This is a genomic window from Pseudoalteromonas agarivorans, assembly GCF_024518735.1.
Classification (GTDB): Bacteria; Pseudomonadota; Gammaproteobacteria; order Enterobacterales; family Alteromonadaceae; genus Pseudoalteromonas; species Pseudoalteromonas atlantica.
The window spans coordinates 255,538-275,495 of record NZ_JANIGJ010000003.1 but is presented as its reverse complement, the minus strand read 5'-3'; the positions used below and the strand labels follow the sequence as shown (position 1 = coordinate 275,495).

18 protein-coding genes are annotated in these 19,958 nt (G+C 42.0%); 8 read left to right on the top strand and 10 right to left on the bottom strand.

The genetic code is table 11. The features are described 5' to 3' along the window. Nucleotides 1-372 precede the first annotated feature (372 nt). From NQT65_RS07860 to NQT65_RS07840, 5 genes are all read left to right on the top strand, one after another. Complete coding sequence (locus NQT65_RS07860) at nt 373-885, top strand: hypothetical protein (RefSeq protein WP_256850868.1); 513 nt, start codon at nt 373-375, stop codon at nt 883-885. 105 nt (nt 886-990) lie between these two features. Then, nucleotides 991-1,359, top strand: a complete 369-nt coding sequence (locus tag NQT65_RS07855) for a DUF7079 family protein (RefSeq protein ID WP_121638329.1) — start codon at nt 991-993, stop codon at nt 1,357-1,359. Between the two features lie 331 nt (nt 1,360-1,690). Beyond that, entirely contained in the window at nt 1,691-3,229 is a 1,539-nt protein-coding gene (locus NQT65_RS07850) for an OpgD/OpgG family glucan biosynthesis protein (protein WP_256850867.1), read from the top strand. 267 nt (nt 3,230-3,496) lie between these two features. After that, nucleotides 3,497-3,808: a hypothetical protein gene (locus NQT65_RS07845; protein WP_256850866.1), complete on the top strand. Its 312-nt coding sequence runs from the start codon at nt 3,497-3,499 to the stop codon at nt 3,806-3,808. A 417-nt stretch (nt 3,809-4,225) separates the two neighbouring features. After that, nucleotides 4,226-4,786, top strand: a complete 561-nt coding sequence (locus tag NQT65_RS07840) for a YrbL family protein (protein ID WP_164834669.1) — start codon at nt 4,226-4,228, stop codon at nt 4,784-4,786. A 111-nt stretch (nt 4,787-4,897) separates the two neighbouring features. Here the strand turns inward: NQT65_RS07840 and NQT65_RS07835 are convergent, their stop codons facing one another. From NQT65_RS07835 to NQT65_RS07805, 7 genes are all read right to left on the bottom strand, one after another. After that, nucleotides 4,898-6,184, bottom strand: coding sequence for an allantoate amidohydrolase (locus NQT65_RS07835; RefSeq protein WP_256850865.1), 1,287 nt, complete (start codon nt 6,182-6,184; stop codon nt 4,898-4,900). Between the two features lie 14 nt (nt 6,185-6,198). After that, a complete protein-coding gene (locus NQT65_RS07830) occupies nt 6,199-7,428 on the bottom strand; it encodes a pyridoxal-phosphate-dependent aminotransferase family protein (RefSeq protein WP_256850864.1) in 1,230 nt (409 codons plus the stop codon). Nucleotides 7,429-7,431: 3 nt separating this feature from the next. Beyond that, nucleotides 7,432-8,256, bottom strand: a complete 825-nt coding sequence (locus tag NQT65_RS07825) for a sulfite exporter TauE/SafE family protein (RefSeq protein ID WP_004587085.1) — start codon at nt 8,254-8,256, stop codon at nt 7,432-7,434. After that, on the bottom strand, nt 8,253-9,827 hold the full coding sequence (locus NQT65_RS07820) for a gamma-glutamyltransferase family protein (protein WP_256850863.1): 1,575 nt from the start codon (nt 9,825-9,827) through the stop codon (nt 8,253-8,255). The genes NQT65_RS07825 and NQT65_RS07820 overlap by 4 nt, the downstream gene beginning before the upstream one ends. Beyond that, on the bottom strand, nt 9,824-11,032 hold the full coding sequence (locus NQT65_RS07815) for an amidase family protein (protein WP_256850862.1): 1,209 nt from the start codon (nt 11,030-11,032) through the stop codon (nt 9,824-9,826). The genes NQT65_RS07820 and NQT65_RS07815 overlap by 4 nt, the downstream gene beginning before the upstream one ends. Nucleotides 11,033-11,378: 346 nt before the next feature. After that, nucleotides 11,379-11,861: a putative 4-hydroxy-4-methyl-2-oxoglutarate aldolase gene (locus NQT65_RS07810; RefSeq protein WP_054981718.1), complete on the bottom strand. Its 483-nt coding sequence runs from the start codon at nt 11,859-11,861 to the stop codon at nt 11,379-11,381. Between the two features lie 3 nt (nt 11,862-11,864). Then, on the bottom strand, nt 11,865-12,518 hold the full coding sequence (locus tag NQT65_RS07805) for a TetR/AcrR family transcriptional regulator (protein ID WP_024032802.1): 654 nt from the start codon (nt 12,516-12,518) through the stop codon (nt 11,865-11,867). A gap of 175 nt (nt 12,519-12,693) precedes the next feature. On the opposite strand from NQT65_RS07805, the gene yddG reads away from it, so the two are divergent. Then, on the top strand, nt 12,694-13,614 hold the full coding sequence (yddG, locus tag NQT65_RS07800; RefSeq protein ID WP_256850861.1) for an aromatic amino acid DMT transporter YddG: 921 nt from the start codon (nt 12,694-12,696) through the stop codon (nt 13,612-13,614). A gap of 20 nt (nt 13,615-13,634) precedes the next feature. On the opposite strand, the gene NQT65_RS07795 is transcribed toward yddG, so the two are convergent. The 3 genes from NQT65_RS07795 to NQT65_RS07785 all read right to left on the bottom strand — a co-directional run bounded on the left by NQT65_RS07795 (nt 13,635) and on the right by NQT65_RS07785 (nt 16,994). Continuing rightward, nucleotides 13,635-14,501 carry an alpha/beta hydrolase family protein gene (locus NQT65_RS07795; protein WP_256850860.1) on the bottom strand — a complete coding sequence of 289 codons (867 nt, stop codon included), beginning with the start codon at nt 14,499-14,501 and terminating at the stop codon, nt 13,635-13,637. Nucleotides 14,502-14,893: 392 nt separating this feature from the next. After that, nucleotides 14,894-15,388, bottom strand: coding sequence for an ankyrin repeat domain-containing protein (locus NQT65_RS07790; protein ID WP_064387079.1), 495 nt, complete (start codon nt 15,386-15,388; stop codon nt 14,894-14,896). Nucleotides 15,389-15,455: 67 nt separating this feature from the next. Continuing rightward, nucleotides 15,456-16,994 (bottom strand): catalase, encoded by a 1,539-nt coding sequence (locus NQT65_RS07785; protein ID WP_276537816.1) that lies wholly within the window; start codon nt 16,992-16,994, stop codon nt 15,456-15,458. 372 nt (nt 16,995-17,366) lie between these two features. On the opposite strand from NQT65_RS07785, the gene NQT65_RS07780 reads away from it, so the two are divergent. Then, nucleotides 17,367-18,038 (top strand): HAD family hydrolase, encoded by a 672-nt coding sequence (locus NQT65_RS07780; RefSeq protein ID WP_256850859.1) that lies wholly within the window; start codon nt 17,367-17,369, stop codon nt 18,036-18,038. Between the two features lie 182 nt (nt 18,039-18,220). Beyond that, complete coding sequence (locus NQT65_RS07775) at nt 18,221-19,942, top strand: purine-cytosine permease family protein (protein ID WP_256845747.1); 1,722 nt, start codon at nt 18,221-18,223, stop codon at nt 19,940-19,942. The last annotated feature ends 16 nt before the right edge of the window (nt 19,943-19,958 follow it).

Here is a 19,958-nt window from a genome sequence, read left to right as displayed (position 1 = left end):
CAATACGTCCTCGGTTTTGTAGCCTCTTTAATCGTTTATTTATATCTAGGGTATAGGCAAACAGTGAGTCCGTATAAACACGCCTTTTGAGTTGCGGCTGTTTATTGGTTTATTAACTTAAGTGTCGGTGCCTTACTATATATACTGTTAGAAATAACAATGGAGCCTTTAATATATTTGATTTCTGCTTTGCTGCATGTAATCGCTGTTTTATTAGGGACGCTACTTGGTATTCAATTACGTAGTAAGAAAATAAAGCGTAATAAAAAATTGTTAATCAGAACCTAAGCTGCTGGTTTTGCTTTCTCACTCTAACCTTAACCAACAATCTTACAGCCTATTTATTTGGCATAAGTAAAAAGGAGTTTGAATTTGCTATTTGATTGGTTTAGCGCTGAAAAGCCTAATGTTTATTTGGGATCGTTAGCTGTAGTTAATAACAGTCACTTTTCTAAAATAGAGTCGTTTTTTTATATAACGGGCGATTCACTTGAAGATCATATGCACCAAAAGCTTAAAGAGGTATTTTGCCTTCATAGTATTTCGTCTATTAAAGAGCCCAAAAAGTCAGATATTGGTTTAGATGTGGTTATAGTTACTTTGCATGGTGGCGATGCATTCACTGTGGATTTTGACACTGCTATTATTCCGCTTTTTTGGCGACCAAAAGTTAAATTAGTGTCGCGCTTGTATAACATTGAGCACAACAAGACGATTAAGACGTTTAGTGTTTCTAAGTCTATTACATGGCGCGAATTTATTGCTAAAAAATTTAGCTTAAGAGGATTCTTTCGTTGGGGCCCTTTGTATCATACAAAAGACATGGAAATACTGTTGTATAAAGCATGCTACGAGTTATTAAATAAAATGCGAAAAGCTATTTAACCTGTAGCAATAACAAGCATACTTAAATAGCTGAACACAGAAAGTAGTTCACTTTGTTATTAATGGCAGGTTTTATTTTTAAACTTTACAAGGCGTTAGTGGCTTATGGATAATCCACGATTAGATTCAGAAGATAGAAAACCTATTTGGGATGCGTTGCAAATGTTTTGGATGGATATTGAGCCATCTGATGAGCTAGAAAACGCTATAGCTACGTGTGCTAAATCTAAGTATTCAATTTTAGAATTAGAGTATATCTACTGGAATGAGGTTTACCCTGCTGTTAATCAGAATTTTGCACAGCCAATACCTGAGTGGACTGGCTATGATATTGAGCAGTTATCAAAGTTAATAATTGCAAACGCAGGCAGAGTTAAACCAACTAAGTACAAGTTATTGCATTTTGGGGCTAACAACTGGTGGAAAGAAATAGCCAGCGGTATAACAAAATATCGAAAAGACATTAGTAAATAACTGGCTGAACACCATACTAATTAGCTAATTTTATGAGGCTTTTACTAGTCAGGTATTTATACTGAGCGTAGCAGCGACGCACAGATCAGTATTTCGATTTTAAAGCACTAACTGGCTTAAACTAAGTAAAAGCTATATCAGCCGCATTTATTAAATACAGCTATTCAAACACAATCCCCCAAACACAGCTAAGCATAGAAGCTTCGCCAAATAACGTTATTTTAGTAAACGCGAGTTCATATTGCGGTGTGTAATATCTTTACACGCATTTTAAGTTAGGCGTTCGTACTGGGCGCTTATTTTTAGACTCCCTTTATTAGAGATACTTTTTATGAAGTTAAAGTTATTTATTGCCGCTATTATTGCCTCCTCTGTGTCGTTACACGCGGCGCAAGCACAAGCAAGTGCTAAGTTTACTTTTGAAGATTTAAAAGCAATGGCAAAAGCCTCTGCCAAAAAGCCCTATACGCCTGTGGAAGTGCCAGCACCTGAGCTTATTGATAAAATTACCTATGACGAACATTGGAAAATACGCTTTAAAGAAGATGAAACCCTCTACCCAAATGGCAAAAAGGCACCGGTACAATTATTTTACCCTGGGCGATATTTTCCTGAGCCGGTAAGTATTTTCATCAGAGATGATAAAAACAACGTTAAAGAACTGCCTTTTAGTAATGCGCTTTTTGATATGCCTGAAGATAGCCCTGCCCACGACCTACCAGAAGGATTTGGGTTTGCAGGCTTTAGAATTATGCGCCCCGATATAAAACCAGATTGGATATCGTTTTTGGGGGCGTCTTATTTTAGAACTGATGGCCCTCAGGGGCAATATGGGTTGTCGGCTCGCGGTATTGCAATAAATACCGGTATGAGTGAGCCAGAAGAGTTTCCTCGCTTTTCGGCATTTTGGTTAGGCCCTGCAGAAAATAAAGGTGAGAGCATGTCTGTGTGGGCTTTGCTTGAGGGGCCCTCTGTTACAGGTGCTTATCGGTTTGGTTTAAGTAAAGACAACAAAGAGGCCAAAGGGCATGTTACCTCTGTAAGTGCTAATTTGTATATGCGCGCCGATGTAGAGCGCTTAGGTATAGCGCCGCTAACCAGCATGTATTGGTACTCAGAAAAAGATAAAACGGTAGCGAAAGACTGGCGCCCAGAAATTCACGACAGTGATGGCTTAGCGATTCATACTGGGTCGGGCCAGTATATTTGGCGACCGTTAAATAATCCGCAGTCGGTGTCGACCAATAGCTTTATTGATGAGAACCCTAAAGGCTTTGGTTTAATCCAAAGAGATCGTGACTTTAATAACTACCAAGACGACGGCGTGTTTTACAATAAGCGTTCATCAGCGTGGATCAAGCCTACGGGTGATTGGGGGAGAGGCGCTGTGCAGCTAATCGAAATACCAACTAAAGATGAAACGTTTGATAACATTGTTGCTTATTGGGTGCCTGAAAAAGAGGTACGTAAAGGCGATGAGTTTACCTTTTCTTATGATATTGAGTGGCGTCCACTCGATCCAAAATCAAAAAACCTAGCAAGTGTTGTTAATACTCGCCAAGGGCAGGGCGGAATTCCTGGCCAGCCTATTCCTGAGGGCGTAAACAAAATGGTGATTGATTTTGAAGGCCCAGTATTTAAAGGCCTTGATAGAGAAAGTGGCATAAAGCCTATTGTAGAAGCCAGTAACGGCGAAATACTGGAGCCAATTGGTGCTTACCCAATAGTGGGTACCAACCAATGGCGATTAGCATTTGACTACAAACAGAGCAATAACGACCCCGTAAGCATACGCGCGTATTTGGTTGATAAAAACGAAGAGGCGATAACCGAAACATGGGTAAGTGATGCAAAGGTAACGATTGAGTAACTATAAAAATTAAAGCGGGTGGCCCTATAATTAGTTTTATGTAGCCACCCGAATAACTGCAAAATAAATGTTTTTAGCGAAGGTTAGCTAAAGCAATTCTCTTATTTCAATATACATCTAATGCTTAGTTATAAATTTAACATGCTTGGCTAACTACTTGGTGAATTTAGCTATTTTAAGCTGCTCCTACTTGTTTTTAAGTTTGCTTGTGTGAATAATAAACATTCGCTCAGAAAAATAATAAAAGTAATTAAATTAAGGATGAATATGAAACTTTACCCGTACTCAACAATTAAAACAGAAAACCTTAAGGGCCTGCTTATCGCTTCTAGAGTGCTTGGGTTTTTGAGTTACATACTGTTTTTTATAGCTATTTGCATTGGTTTATTTGGTATTTTTTCTAACCTTGGCGCACCTAAAGATTTAGGGAATGGAATAGTTATGTCTGCACCAAATGCCGGTTTACCTGTGATGATAATGTCAATTTGGGGTGCCGTTTCTGCAGTTTGTATTTTAGCTTTTAGTGGCTTATGTGCAGCTGTTGTATCATGCGAATACAAATATACAAAGTCGGTTTAGCTATATACCAGAGTATTTAGATAGTAAAAACGGGGCTTCTACTATCTAAATATTTATTCGTAAGACTTGGTTAACTACCGCGAACAAATCTAAATTTTTTGTTCTTCTTCCTTATCTCAATAGCCTGGTATTCGTTTTAATAATAATACAAAAGCAAATCTACCTTAGCTTCTAATACATCCAAACTGTAGCTATTTTACCTTGATATACCCTAATTTATAGTTAAAATGGCCGGCTTATTTAACGAATGTGCCTACTTTATTACTGAGATAGTAATAAAAGCTGCATTAATTGATGTAAATACTAAGCGTGCAATTTTATGGCGTGTTATTTACCTCGTTTTATACCAATCCTCAAAACAGGTTACTTAATTAAGCGAATTGGTATTTGTAAATTTACGTTAGGACGAAAATTGGTTTGATCTCATTGAACGACGATTTAATTGTAGGTAAAGGGGCGCATAGAACGTGTTACAGGCATCCTGAGGCACATAATTTATGTATAAAAGTAAGCCATGAAGGGTTTTCGCAGGAGCAAGATCAAGAGCTGGCTTATTATAAGCGACTTAGTAACCGGAACATTCAGTGGCAGTTGTTAGCGCGATACCATGGTACGGTACACACCAATATTGGCACAGGGTACGTGTTTGACTTAGTGATTGATGCAAATAATCAGCCGGCTAAAACGCTAGAATATTATTTAAATCAGCCAAATAGTGAAGCATTAGCCGAGCCACTATTAAATTTAAAAGATTATTTATTACACAATTTAGTGATCACCAAAGAAATAAAACCACGCAATATAGCGTGTGTTAATAATAACGGCACCATTGAGCGGTGTGTTGTTGTTGATGATATTGGTAATACTGAGTTTTTTCCTATTAGTAATTACGTGAGCTCATCGGCTAAGCGTAAAATAAATAGAAAATGGCAGCGCTTTGAAGCGAGTTTAAATGAGCTTGGCTTAAGCCTTAATTAAGTTTTAAACTCCCACTTTAAATACTGGCTTTAATTAATAACCACAGCCCCGTTTAATACGCAGGGCTAAGCTAACAGCACATAGCCTACCCTGCGGATGCACAACCGTTAGTTACTTTTCTAACTCTTTTACATACAGCATGAGTGCGCTGTACATTACGCTAAGGGCTTTTGTTACATCCTCATCAATAACAGCTTCTGCGGGGTGATGGCTTATCCCGCCAGGGCTGCGTATAAATAGCATGCCCACAGGGCAAATAGGGGCAATAGCCATGGCATCGTGCCCAGCGCCAGAGGCAAGTGAAGGCGAGGCTTGGTTATTCAATTTACAGGCACTGCTAAACAATTGCTGAATTTGAGTGTCGCACGCTACGGCGTCGGCCGCATGTGTCCATTGCCAATCAAGCGTTAAATTACGCGATGTAGCAATTTGATCGGCGCGGGTATGTATTGCATTAAGTAATACTGCTAGGTCGGCATCATTTTGTGCGCGTGCATCTAGGCTTATAGTCGTTTTACCGGCAATAACATTTGTAGCGCCTGGGCTAGCATGAATTTGCCCTACGGTGGCGACTTCACCATTACTCGCGTTTTTTGCTAGTTGCTCTATGGCAAGGGTAAGCTCGGAGCAGCCAACTAACGAATCTTGGCGTAAGTTCATTGGCGTAGTGCCTGCATGGCCGCTTTGGCCTGTTAGGGTGATCATAGCGCGTTTGGCGCCAGCAATAGCGGTTACTACGCCTAGCGCCTGATTTACCGATTCAAGCACTGGGCCTTGCTCTATGTGGGTTTCCCAATAACCGAGTAATTCGTTTTTGTTAAGGGCGGCTTTAGCGTAATCATCAGGGTTTAGGCCAAAATCAAGCATGGCTTGGCGCATACTAATGCCGTTTGTATCTTGTATATTTAACCACTGGGGGTCAAACTCGTTTGCCAGTGCTTTTGAGCCAATTAATGTGGTGGCAAAGCGAGTGCCTTCTTCATCACAAAAGCCCACTACATCTAAATGAAACGGTAATTCAAGCTTAAGCGTATGCGCAAGGGCGGCTATTTCAATCCCCAGTAACACCCCTAAAATACCATCAAATGCACCGGCGTTTGGTACGGTGTCTAGGTGTGAGCCAATAATTAATCGTTTAGCGTTTGGGTTAGATGATGCTAAGCGCCCCCATAAATTGCCGACTTCGTCCTGCCACGATTGCATGCCCGCCTCAGCCATCCATTCAGCAGTGACACGGTTACACTCTTTGTGCTCTTTAGATAAATACACACGGTGAATGCCACCTTGCATTTGCGATAGGCCACTGAGCGTTTTACAGCGCAATAACGCGCGCGTGGCAAATTTATTAGCCAGCTCACTGTTTAATAATGGCTCATGGAGGGGGCTTGCAATCGTCATGCTAAATCCTTTTTTTATTTATAATGGGCAAGGGCGGCAATAGCGGCTTCGCCTTTAGGGCCTTTATAGCCGTTGGCGTGTAAGCAGGCATCTAGGCTTGCCAATGTTTGTAATACGGCATCTTTACGGGCGTTGTAACCCATGGTGCCAATACGCCAAATTTTGCCATGCAGCGGGCCAAACGAGGTGCCAATTTCAATACCAAAGTCGGTTAGCATTTGAGCGCGTACGTGGTCAGGATTAATGCCCTCGGGTATATACACACCCACTACGTTGTTCATTTTATGGTTTAAGTCGCCAAATACGTTTAAGCCCAGCGCTTGAATACCCGTTAGCATGGCATCGCCGTGTAACTTGTGGCGGGCAACGCAGTTATCTACGCCTTCTTCAATAACAATGCGAGCACATTCTGATGCGCAATACAGCATGCTGGTGGCTTCGGTGTGGTGGTTAAGGCGCTCTTCACCCCAGTAATTCATGATCATGCCTAAATCAAAGTAGTTTGAGCGTACAAATGGCTCGGTGCCGTCGGTATGCTGCGCGGTACGAATACCCGCTTCTACTTTTTTGCGCTTTTGGATCCAATCGGCGCATTTATCGCTCAGTGTTAAAGGAGCAGAGCCAGACGGGCCACCTAAACATTTTTGCAATCCAACCGAAAGCGCATCGAGCTTCCACTCATCGGCGGGTAAATCGTTACCTACAATCGAAGCGGTGGCATCGCAGTAAAATAATACGTCGTGTTTTTGGCAAATATCGCCAATGTGTTCAAGGGGTTGGTTCATGGTTGTAGAGGTATCGCCCTGTACCATAGCAAGTACATGGGGTTTTACATCAACAATGGCTTTTTCTATTTGTTCGGGGGTAAATACCTCGCCCCAAGGGACCTCTATGGTGTGTACTTTTGCGCCTACGCGCTCGGCTATTTCAGCAAGCAAGTGGCCAAAGCGGCCCATAATGGGCACCAGTACTTTATCGCCTGGACGTAAAATAGAGCATAAAACGGCTTCTATGCCTGCGCGTGATGTGCCATCAACTAACATGGTCCATTCGTTTTTGGTTTTAAAAATTTCGCGATAGCGGGCCATGGTTTCGTTCATAAAACCGGTCATTACTGGGTCGTATTGGCCAATTAGCTGCGCCGACATAGCACGTAGCACGCGTGGATCTGCGTTTATTGGGCCTGGGCCCATGAGTAATCGCTGTGGCGGATTTAAAGTTTGAATTTGCGTGTCGCTAAACATGTTTTAGGCTCCCAGAGTCTGAATAAGCATACGAATGCCCGTTATCATTAATACAACGGCAAAGGCGCGTTTTAATTGTTTTTGATCTAGCTTGCTACCAATTTTTACGCCAATAGGGGCAAACAAAATAGTAAGCGGAATAATAAGTATAAAAGCAGGTAGGTTTACAAGGCCCCACGTGCCAAGTGGCGCATCGGTGGGTGTAGTACCAATACTTAATAAAGTAATAACGCCCGGTAGCGCAATTAATAAGCCAAATACAGCAGCGGTGCCAACGGCAACATGGGCACGTACGTTAAACGCGTTTAGCATGGGTACGCCAATAGTGCCGCCACCTATGCCAATCATTACCGATAAACCACCGACAATACTTGCCATAATGCCTTGGCCAAATTTACCTGGTAATTTACTAACAAGGGCAGGCGCGCCGGCTCTAAATAACATGTTTAAACTTACTAAAATGGCAATACAGGCAAACATAAGTACCAATGCATTACCGCGTATAGAATGAGCTAAGTAGCTACATATAACGGCCATTACCAAAATAAACGGGGCCCAGTATTTAATTAAAGCAAGGTCGATATTGCCCTTAGCATGGTGCGAGCGAATCGACGAAATAGAAGTAGGCACTATGGTGGCAAGCGATGTCGCTGTGGCTATCATCATGGCCGACTCAGGGCTTACGCCAAAGCCTTGCAGTAAAAAGTACAGCACAGGCACAATTACTATGCCGCCGCCTACACCAAATAGGCCTGCTAAAATACCTGCAAAAATACCGGTTGCTATTAAGGCCGCTATAATCGGCCATTGATTTATTATTTCTGTCATTGTGTTCCTGCTGTAGTTACTGTTGCGCGACCATCTGAACGAGGATCGGTGGCTGCTTCAAGGCTGGTAGGCGTATCTAAAATGGCACCTGCATGACCCATCATTTCATTGTTATTATCAACGCTCACCCAGTCGTGGTCACGTTGATTTAATTCATGTTTAACTTGAATTACTAAGCTTTGCTCTACCTTTAAATTTGTGCTTGTATCGCCCCAGGTGCGCCCTAATAACCAACGCGGATCGCTTACTGCTTGGGTAATTGATTTATTACGCCATGCGTAACCACTAAATACAGCAGCTTGTGTTTGTGGTTGGCCTTCGCCGCCCATGGTGCCGTAGGCAAGGCGCCTACCATCGTCAAATTTTGCTAAAGCAGGGTTGAGTGTATGAGCCGGTTTTTTATGCGCTTTTAAGGCATTGGCATCGTTGCTATTTAAACTAAAACTTAAACCGCGGTTATTCCACACAAAGCCGCCTTCGCTCATCAAAATACCGCTACCAAACTCCCAATAAACACTTTGAATAAAGCTCACTAGTTGGCCGCTTTTATCCCGTGCGGCCATCCAAACGGTATCGCCTGGCTCTGCATTAAATGGCCATTGCTTGGCTTGGCTCATATCTATATTGCTGGCAAGCGCATTCAAGCGCTCATCAGTTAATGCGTTTTTATAATCATCGCCTAGCGCGTCTGGGTCTGCCCAAAGTGTAGGGCGGTGAGTAAAGCTTTGTTTGGTTGCCTCAACAATTAAGTGCATCCAATCGGCCTCTGTTTTGGCTAAATGTTTTAGTTTATTAACAGCGCCAATTATTTGCAGAGAATGCACGCCTTGCGTGGGGGCGGGTAAGTTATAACACTGTATGCCCGATAAATTAGCACTGAGCGGCGTTACTAAATCAGCCTGCGTATTGGCAATATCAGCGCGTGTAATTGCACTGCCTGCGGCAGCTAAATCGTTTGCAAACGACTCTGCTAAAGGGCCTTGGTAAAAGGCGTTTAAGCCATGCTCGGCTAAGTGCTCAAAGGTACTGGCAAGTTTTGGGTTTTTAAAATGTTGGCCCGCTTGCAACGGTTTACCATTAGGTATGTAAAGTTCTTTAAAGGCAGCGTTAGTGTTTGAAGCGGTAGCAAGCTTTTCGCAGCCTGCTTGCAAGCTTTTAGACACTGTAAAGCCTTCGCGCGCGAGCTTTATGGCTGGGGCTAAAATAGTACTTAGCGAAAGAGCTGCGTGCTCATCTACCGCAAGGGCTTTTTGCCAGCCGCGAAGTGTTGCAGCCTGAGTAAGCGCGCTTAAACCGCCGCGATCTGGTATGTGTGGCTCATTGCTATAGGCGCTTATATCGTTTGGTGCGCGCCCGCAGGCATCAATGGCAGTGGGTATACTTTGGTTTGGGTTATCAATAAGCCAAAAGCTGTCGCCGCCAATTGAATTCATATGCGGATATACCACGCTAATAGCAGCCGCTGCCGCTACCATGGCTTCGGTGGCTGTACCGCCTTGTTTTAGTATTAAGGTGCCTGCCTCGGTTGCTGCAAAATGCGGGGCAGTAAAGGCAATGTTGTGTGTGCTCATGCAAGTGTGTCCTGTTTAAAATGGGCAGCTAATTGTTGTACGCAGGCAAGTAGGCTTTTATCGTTGCCGTGGCTCATCATTAATGAAAACCCATACGGGTGGCCATTTTCTAAATTAGCCAATGGTAAGTGTACTTGCGCCGAGCGGCTCAAGCCCGCAATGGCCGATAAGGTGATTATTTGCATACGTAAGGCGCTTGTGTCGGCGCCCAATTTAGGTGCAGTTGTGGGTGTGGTTGGCAAAAATAAACAACTGTTTGTGTTTAGGTTTTTAGCGATTAGTGTTTGCCATTGGGTTTGTACATTTAGTGCTTCTTGCTCTTCTTGGGCGGTTAGGGCAAGCGCCATGTTAAAACGTGCCGCAATTGCCGGAGCAAACTGGGGAAGTTGCCCTGGCAATTGAAGCCAATCTTTATGCGTTTTTGCGATTGCTCGCCCTTGCAGTATTCTAAAGCTGTCAGCCAGTTCGTTTAATAAGCTACTGTTAGGCAGTTCAAATTCTTTATGGTGTTTAAAATAAGGTTTGGTTTTTTCAAGCAATTGTTTAAGTGGGGCTTGTAAAACAGGGTGAACCAGCTCAAATAATGGCTCGCAAATAACTAAAGTATCAACGTTATTAATAGCTTGATTTGGTAACAGTACATTGCCTACATCGCTTAGCAGCTCTGCATTTTGCGTAAGCCAGCCAATGGTATCAAATGGGGGCGCTAGCGGTATTAGGCCATCTTTTTCAATTACGTTATGGCTTGGCCTTATACCAAATAAGCCACAATAACTTGCCGGTATTCTAATAGAGCCACCAGTATCAGTGCCTAAGCCAATATCGGCTAGGTTAGCCGCCACAGCTGCTGCCGAGCCCATACTTGAGCCGCCACTTGCATGGCCTTTAAGTTTTGGGTTTTGTGCTGCACCATAGTGAATGTTATTGCCCTCTAAGCTATAGGCCAGCTCATCGGTATGGGTAAAGCCTGTAAAGCGACAACCCTCATTCATTAGTTTGTTTACGGCACTTGCTGTTTGCTGTGCAGGTTTTGCTGCTTTAAACCAGCTTGGGTTACCTGCGCTGTTGCGCTCGCCTTTAACTGCAAATACATCTTTTACTGCAAGGCGCTTATTTACAAGTGTGCCGCGGGTTTGTGTTTGCCATGCGTTAGGGCCATGGTCACAAAAAATACCGGTAAAATTATTATCTGTTTTGGTACTCATATCACCACTCGTTATAAAGTAAATCTGACCAACTGGTTATAATCAGATTTAGGGTGATTAAAAAGACGAATTAGTTATTATTATTTTTCAGCCCACTGCGTAACATCTTATTTTTATTTTACAGAGCCTGATCCGCTTTTTAATCGGTTAGCTATTATATTGCCTAAAAGCTAAGCAAAAGCAATGCCAAATGCAATAAAGTTGTCCGCTCGGTCAGGTTTTGTTTGGTTTGTATGGGGTTTAGCAGATATTTATAAAAATATAAGTATTAAAGAAGGCGTAATTTAGAGGTGAAAACACACCAAGTTGGTGCGTGATTGCACCAACTTGGTTGCAAGTGTAGCGTTTACAGTAATGCGTTAGGGCTAATAATTAAGCCATTTACATCGGCGTATAGCCAATCGTTAGGGTTAATTGTGGTACTAAGCATGGTCACTGTTTGGTTTTTATCTCCAAAGCCACGCTTTAATGTACTGCGCGGGGTTGAGCCAAGTGCCATAACCGGCAAATCCATTGTGGCAAGTATTTCAATATCGCGGCAACAGCCGTTAATAATCACGCCTTCCCAGCCGTTTTTTAACGCGCGCTCCGCCATAATATCGCCTATAAAAGCAAAGCGTTTGCTAGCAAAGCCATCAATAACCAGTACTTTACCCTTGCCGTTTTCATGCAGTATGTCGGCGGCAAACGAGTTATCGTCTGGGCAGGTAACGGTAACTGCTTGGCCACTAAACGTGGTTTTTTTACCAAAGTGGCGCAGGCCGCTGTCGGCTACTTGTACGCTATTGCGGTGATCGTCAAATAAGTCTGGGGTGGTAAAATTATCCATGGGTTAAGCCTCACTGTGCTCAGGTATTTTTAAACCAATACCTTTTAAAATTATATGGGCAGTTGATTGCGTTATTTGTGCCACATCGGTTTCGTCGTATTCTAATTTGTTCATTACCAGTAGCACTTCGGCCTGAAAATCGGCGTAGTACTGCGTAGTTGACCAAATGGTAAATAATAAATGGTAAGGGTCAACATTATCCATTTTGTTTGCATCTATCCAGGCCTGAAACACGTCTACCTTTTGTTTTACCCACGGGCGTGTGTTGGTTCTAAAGTAGTTTTGCAAATAAGGAGCGCCGCGCAGTATTTCACTGGCAAATAAACGTGATTGCAGCGGCTGGTTTACGGCAAGTATGACTTTGCTTTTAATATAGTGATACAACACATGTGCAGGGTCGTCCTCAGGGGTTACGTTATCTAAGCCTAAGTTCCAGTGCGCGATAATGCGGTCTATTACGTTTTCGTATAGGCCGTCTTTGCTTTTAAAATAATATAAAATATTGGCCTTAGGAACGCCTGCTTCTTTGGCAACCATACTCATACTGGTGCCATCGTAACCAAGCTGAGAAAACAACTGCTCGGCGGCATCGAGTATTAATGTTTGGTTTTTTACTCGGGTGAGTTCTTTTTTATTTGGCTTTGTTTGTGTGCTCATTATGGCGATGCTGTTTTTAACGTGTTGAATGATTGTAACTTTACTGACCAAAAGGTCAAACACTTAAGTGCAGGCCATAAACATCTTTATAACAATAAATGATGAGCAACAATTGTTTAACCCATCAATTACTGTTAGCGTAACGTCAAACATAAGTAGTACTTTTAGGTAGTTAATGGACTTTTTTTCTAATCATAAATACACGCTTTATGGCATTGCCGCTATTTTATTATGGAGTTGTTTAGTGGCTCTGCTCAGGGATGTTTCGGAGTTATTTGGCCCCATAGGTGGGGCGGCACTTATGTACAGTGTAAGCGCGCTGTTTTTAATTTTGGTAATGGGACGGCCAAAGTTTGCTGGGTTTAATAAGCGTTATATTATTTGGGGCACTGCTTTATTTGCACTTTACGAGGTGTGTTTAGCGCTGTTTGTAGGGCTTGCTAATAATCGCCACCAAGCGGTAGAAATGGCAGTTATAAATTATTTATGGCCCACACTTACCATTTTGCTCAGTATTATAGTTAACCGTAGTAAAGTAAGTATTTGGATTTACCCCGGTATGCTGCTCGCTTTTTTTGGTGTGGCTTGGTGCGTTGGTGGCGATAGCGGGTTATCTCTTAATAGTATTATGGGCAATTTTGCCAGTAACCCAATAGCCTACTTATTGGCGTTTGTAGCACCTTTTATTTGGTCTGTTTACTGTGTAATTACTCAAAAAAATAGCAATGGGCAAAATGCCATTGTGCTGTTTTTTATCGCCACGGCACTAAGCTTATGGGTGTTGTATGGATTAAGTGACGAGCCAAAAATGACCTTTACACTGCACGCGACCGTAACGCTTGTGTTAGCTGGTGTGGTTGTTGGCAGCGGGTATGCTCTTTGGAACCAAGCTATTATTGGCGGTAACTTAATGTTGCTTGGTACGCTTTCGTATTTTACGCCGGTTTTTTCGGCGATTATTTCGGCGCTTTATTTATCAATTACGCTTAGTGCCTCGTTTTGGCAAGGAGTAATAATGGTAACTGGCGGCTCACTCGTGTGCTATTTCGTAACGCGTGAAAAACCAGTTAAAAAGCAAATTAACGCCGTAAACTAACGGTGTAAACGCATCATTTTTTAACTGTGTTTGTTTAGCCAGTTAAGCGCAAGTGGCCATAATCCGTCAGATTTTTTGCTAAAAAATTTCATATGGCCAATTTCCTTCAAACCATAGTCGTGTGGGTTTAAGGTTAGGGTTTGTGCTTTTAATTTAGGAAAAACCGAGAGCATATCGGCAACATTTGCATTGTTAGCAATATCGTCATCGGTAGCATTAACCCATATTGAGGACATAGAAAGCGTGTTGTAACAGTGTTGAAATACGGTATCACCAAATGCTGATTGCACATACCCTTGGGCGTTACACCATTTTCGCCATTGTTTAGCTACGCCTTTAGGTAGGGGTTCGCCCATGCCAAACCACTGCGATTTAGTATGACCAAACAAGGCATTACTAAGGGGTATAACTCCATTCATAAAAAAGTGCGCTTTAACCTGGTACACTAAGCTCATATTAGTTAATTTACCTGACGAGCAAGCAAAATTAAACGCGGAGCTTAGCTCGTTAGCGTTATGCATTAGCCCCACTAATTGCCCGCCGGCGCTATGACCCACTAATTGATATTGCGTATTAGGAAATACCCTTTGCAAATGCTCAAGTACCGCAGGCATGTCTTGCTCACCCCAACTTTGTAAACTGGCTTTGCTTTTTTTAATACTGCGGTTAAGCGATTGGCCAATGCCACTGTTATCAAACGTAATAACGCCAAAGCCATGTTGCTGTAAGTAAGTAGCAAAGTTTGCATAAAACTGCTGCTTTATACCGGTTGCAGGGGCAATCATCACCGCACCTTTAATAGGGCTGGTGGGTGTAAATACACGGGCGCTTAGGGTTTGCCTGTTATTACAGGTAATAGTGGTGTGCTCAAAGTGTGGTGCGGTCATTAGAATTATTATTTCCCATAAAAAGTACACAGGTAAAAATAATATCTGGTTAGACCAGTTTCAGCAAGAGGGGAAAGCGTTGTTTATACCAACCCCATTAAGTATGTGTTCTAAATTTTACGCCGAATAAACAATTCAGTCCTAGGCGTAAATTGATGTAAATGGTTGTTCCCTTAACGAAAATTACAACAAAGAAATGCGTTGTTTTAGCCGGTAAAATAGATCAACTATTTATTGGCGTTGGTATTAAACCACGCCCCAGATAAAATGGGGCGAGAGGAAGGTTTAAATAACTAAAGGGTACTACTTATTTTGCTAAAGCCGTGTTATTGGCTGCTAATGTAGCCTTATTGTCACTAACAATAACGGGCTAGGGGGTAATTAAAAGTTGGTTAATTAGATTTACTGTTGACCTGTGCTAATAAGTCGAGCACTTTTTGTTGGCCAAATTTTTGTGCAAATTGCTCGGCTGTTTGACCGGCTTTGTTTTGATGTGCGTTATCGCAATCAAGGCCTACAAGTGTTTTAGCTATGCTAAATTCGCCTCTAAATATGGCGGCCATTAGGGCTGTGTTACCGCGGTTGTCTTCAAGGCAGGCATTAGCGCCTAATTGCAATAAGGTGTTTACCGTATTTTTATTGCCGTGGTAGGTGGCAATCATTAGCGCGGTGTAACCTTTGTTGTTGTAACTATTAATAGGAATGCCAGCATCTACAAATTGCGTTATTACGGCGGTGTCGTCGGTGCGTGCGGCTGCAAAGTAATAAGCAAGTAAGCTGTCGTATTGCGACTGGGCGGTGCTTTGTTCCGTTACAGGGCTTTGTGGCTCATTGGCAAAGCTTGAAAAGCTCATCACTAAAGTAAATATAATAAGTAATTTACGCATACTGTTTACCTTTTTAAAAAAGAGGAAAGCTAGGCTTTCCTCAATAACTTACAGGTTGGGTAAAATATTAAAGCTTAGCGGCTAGTTGCTTAACTTGTTTCATGTCGCCGTTTACAGCGTTAGTTAAGCGTGTACCGTATTCGCTATCTGCTTTGTAGAAGTGGCTAAGCATTTTGTGCATAACTTTGCTGTCTTTCACTTTGCCTAAATCACCGGCTAAGTTGTTAACTAAGTTAGTGCGCTCTTGCTTGCTAAAGCTGCGGTAAAGTACACCCGCTTGAGCAAAGTTTTGCTGCTTTTTAATTGCTGCTTGTTGTACGTAGCCTTTAAGCTCTGTGTTACTTCTGCGTGCAATTGGGTTTTCTGCAACGTTTTCGTGACTTGGTTGGTAGTTCACGTTACTTGTTGTATTACCGTAGTTCATTGCGCCGTCTTGGTTGTAGTTAACCACTTCAACTTTTGCACGGTTAATTGGCAATTGTTGGTGGTTAGCACCTAAGCGGTACATTTGCGTATCGGCGTAAGAGAAAACACGCCCTTGTAATAGTCTGTCTTCAGATGGCTCAATACCCGGAATTACATTTGCCGGTGCCATTGCAACTTGTTCTGTAGATTGGAAGAAGTTAGTTGGCATACGGTTTAAGGTCATTGTTCCTACTTTAGTTTCTTTAACGTCTAACCACATTTTTGTTGCATCTAATGGGTTGTAGTCAAAGTCATCTAACTGCGACGGATCAAGGGTTTTAATGTATAGATCCCACTTAGGGAAGTTGCCTTTACCAATCTCGCTGTATAGGTCGCGTGTTAAGTGTTGGAAGTCTTTACCTTGCACTTCGTTTACTTCTTTAGCATCAAGGTTGTCTATACCTTGTTGGCTTACCCAATGAAACTTAACGTATTTAACATCGCCAGACTTATTAATCATTTTGTAAGCATGTACGCCCCAACCGTCCATTTTACGTAGGCTTGCTGGTGTGCCGTAGTCGCTGTATACCCACGTTAACATGTGAGTAGAACCTGGCTCGTATGAGAAAAAGTCAAAAAAGCGGTTAGGATCTTGAATGTTATCTACCGGTGATGGCTTTAACGAGTGAACCATGTCTGGAAATTTAATCGCATCGCGAATAAAGAATACCGGTAAGTTGTTACCTACTAAATCCCAGTTACCTTGGTCGGTGTAAAACTTAGTAGCAAAACCACGTGGGTCACGCAGTGTTTCTGGGCTACCTTTTGAGTGAATTACTGATGAAAAACGTACAAATACGTCAGTTTCTTTACCCGCTTCTGCAAACGGTGCAGCAATTGTTAAGTCATCTAATTCTTTAGACGCTACAAACACACCGTGTGCACCTGTACCACGCGCATGCACTACACGCTCAGGAATACGCTCACGTGCAAAACGTTGTAGCTTTTGAATTAGGTGTACGTCTTCAAGTAATACACTTCCGCGCTCACCTGCGGTAATAGAGTTTTGGTTGTCGCCAACAGCTGCGCCGTTGTCTTTAGTAAGGGTAGTTGCGGCACTTGCAGGTAATGCCATTGCTAAAGCTAATGCGCTTAGCGTTAACGTAGATTTATTATTAATCGTGTTGTTTTGAGTATTCATTGTCGACCTCATCTGTAAAAAGTGCCGGCAGTGTTGCTGGCTGTTTAACTGTTAACGAGTGTATTAACAAAAGCGAATTCGGTAAAGTTGATTGTTTAGATTGGAGTAATCACAAATTTAGATTGCTGTTTGCGTGCTGCCTTCTATTTTCTAAATAGCGGTTTTGCAATGTTCGACCTTAGTCGTAATTGCAATTTTGAAATCAATGAAAATACAGACAATTTCATATTTAATGAATAAATATTCACCACTGTGGTGCGTTTTTCACTAACAAGATGTTGACTTATTATAACAATAAAGAGAATATGCTCACTTGCTGGGCTTATGCTCAAGTTAAGGTTGCACCAAACTAGGTGCATAAAAAGGGGCAATATGAATACTAAAATAGAATTAGTTATTTTTGATTGTGATGGCGTTGTTATAGATAGCGAAATATTAAGCGCGCAAGTGTTAATAAACATGCTTGCAGAGGTTGACGTTAATATTGACCGAGCCTATGTACAGCAATATTTTTTGGGCTGTAATTTTAAAACAGTTACCCAAAACTTATTCGATACCTTTAACGTGACCTTAGCTGAGAGCTTTGAAGCCGATTACCGAGAAGCATTATTAAACGAGTTCGAAACTGCATTAATGCCAACTAACGGCATTAAACACGTGCTAGAGCAATTATCTGTACCTTGCTGTATTGCAACAAGCAGTAGCCCTAAACGCACCGCTAAAGCGCTTAATGTGGTTAATTTATCGCAGCACTTTAATAAGGTATTTACCTCAAGTGAGGTAAAAAATGGTAAGCCCGCACCCGATTTATTTTTACATGCCGCTGAGCAAATGGGCGTGAAGCCACAAAATTGTTTAGTGATTGAAGATTCAAAAGCCGGCGTGTGCGCCGCACTTGCCGCCAATATGCAGGTTTTGCATTACAGCGGGGGTGGGCATATGCAAGATGCAGTGAACTTTGTTCACCAAGCTTACCCAGAGGTAGCGCATTTAACGCATTGGGATGACTTTTATAAACAGTACCCAACATTACAAACACAGTAATAGAATATCAACGTTAAGCTTTATGACACTGACAAAGCTTAACGTAAAAATGCATTAATTATTAAGTAGTTATAGTAGTAGCATTATAAAAAGGCACGGTGATTTACTCACTATTAATTTAAATAAAAAACACTTATTTAAATTAATAGTTAGGGCTGTGCTTAAAACAATAGGAAAATACCATGGCATCAAGTCCACACACACAAACATTTAACGATGTTAACGAAGAGCAATTGCCCGTTGCTAATCATAAGCTTCATGGTTGGAAGCACTTTGCCGGTTTATACGCTGGTGAACACGTTGCTGCAACCGAGTTTGTTATTGGTGCAACCTTTGTTGCATTAGGCGCATCGACCATCGACATTTTACTAGGTTTATTAATTGGTAACCTATTAGCTATGTGTTCGTGGTGGTTAATTACCTCTCCAATTGCGGTAGAAACACGCTTAAGTTTATACAACTACCTAAATAAAATTGCGGGTAACTCAATGACCAAGCTCTATAACTGGGCAAATGTGGTCATATTTAGTGTGATATCCGCCGCTATGATCACGGTATCGGCAACCGCAGTGCGGTTTTTGTTTGATATACCCGCGCAACTCGATTGGTACCCTAACAGCTTAGCATTTGTGGCCATTGTATTATCGGTTGGCTCTATTGTTGTATTTGTGGCTATGTATGGTTTTTCAACCGTTGCTGATTTTTCTAAAATTTGTGCGCCATGGTTATTTGTTATTTTTATAGCGGGCTCGTTTGCATTGTTCCCTGAGCTTTCTAATCATGTATTAGGAGTGACCACGCTAACAGGGTTTGATGACTTTATGGCGATAGGGGATTCTTCTATTTGGACCGGTACCACCGCTGATGGCGAAAAAGGTATTGGCTTATTAGAGGTTATTGGTTTTGCATGGGCTGCAAACTCTATTACCCACTTTGGCTTAATTGATATGGCAATTTTTAGATTTGCTAAACGCAAAAGCTACGGTTTGTTTTCAGGCGTAGGTATGTTTTTTGGCCATTACTTAGCATGGATCTCGGCTGGTATTATGGGCGCAGGTGTTGCGGTATTACTTAAAACAACTATTTCATCACTTGACCCAGGTGACGTTGCTTACCACGCATTAGGCTGGACAGGCTTTGTTATTGTAATTATTGCGGGCTGGACTACAGCTAACGCTAACCTTTACCGTGCAGGCCTTGCAGCACAATCTATTTTTGTTGACCAATCGCGCGAGCGCACTACCGCAATTGTCGGTGTTGTAACCGTTATAATTGCGTGTTTCCCGTTTGTATTTTCGCAAATGTTACCGCTTTTAACTTACGCAGGCTTATTAGTAGTACCTGTAGGCGGCATTGTATTTGCCGAGCATGTTTTATTTCCTAAAATTGGTTTAACCCGCTACTGGGCTAAATACAAAAACATTACACGTAGCGTACCAGCCATTGCCTCTTGGGCATTAGCACTTGTGTTTGGCTTTGGTTTAAATGCGATTGATGTAATGTCGTTTTACTACTTATTTATTCCTACTTGGATTTTCACCATTGTTATTTACACGCTACTGGCTAAAAAATACGGCGCAGGTGAAGACTACAGCAAAGAAATTGCAGCAGAGGAGCAAGAGCTGCAAGACATTAAAGAGTACCAAGCAGGGCTTGCAGAAAACGTTCAAGCTCCAGTTGTTGATAACTCAATGCTAACCAAAGTGTTAAATGGCGTGTCGACTGTTTCGTTACTTATTATTTTTGGCTTTGCCAGCCAAGTAATGTTTTTTAGTGACAGCATGAGCATTTACGCAGGAAATAAATCTCAGTTTGAAATTGCATGTTTTATTTGCACCATTATTTATTTTGCAACCGCTTACTGGTCGCTATTGCGCCATAAAGCACTCAATACTGCATCTTAATTTAAATTTTTAATAT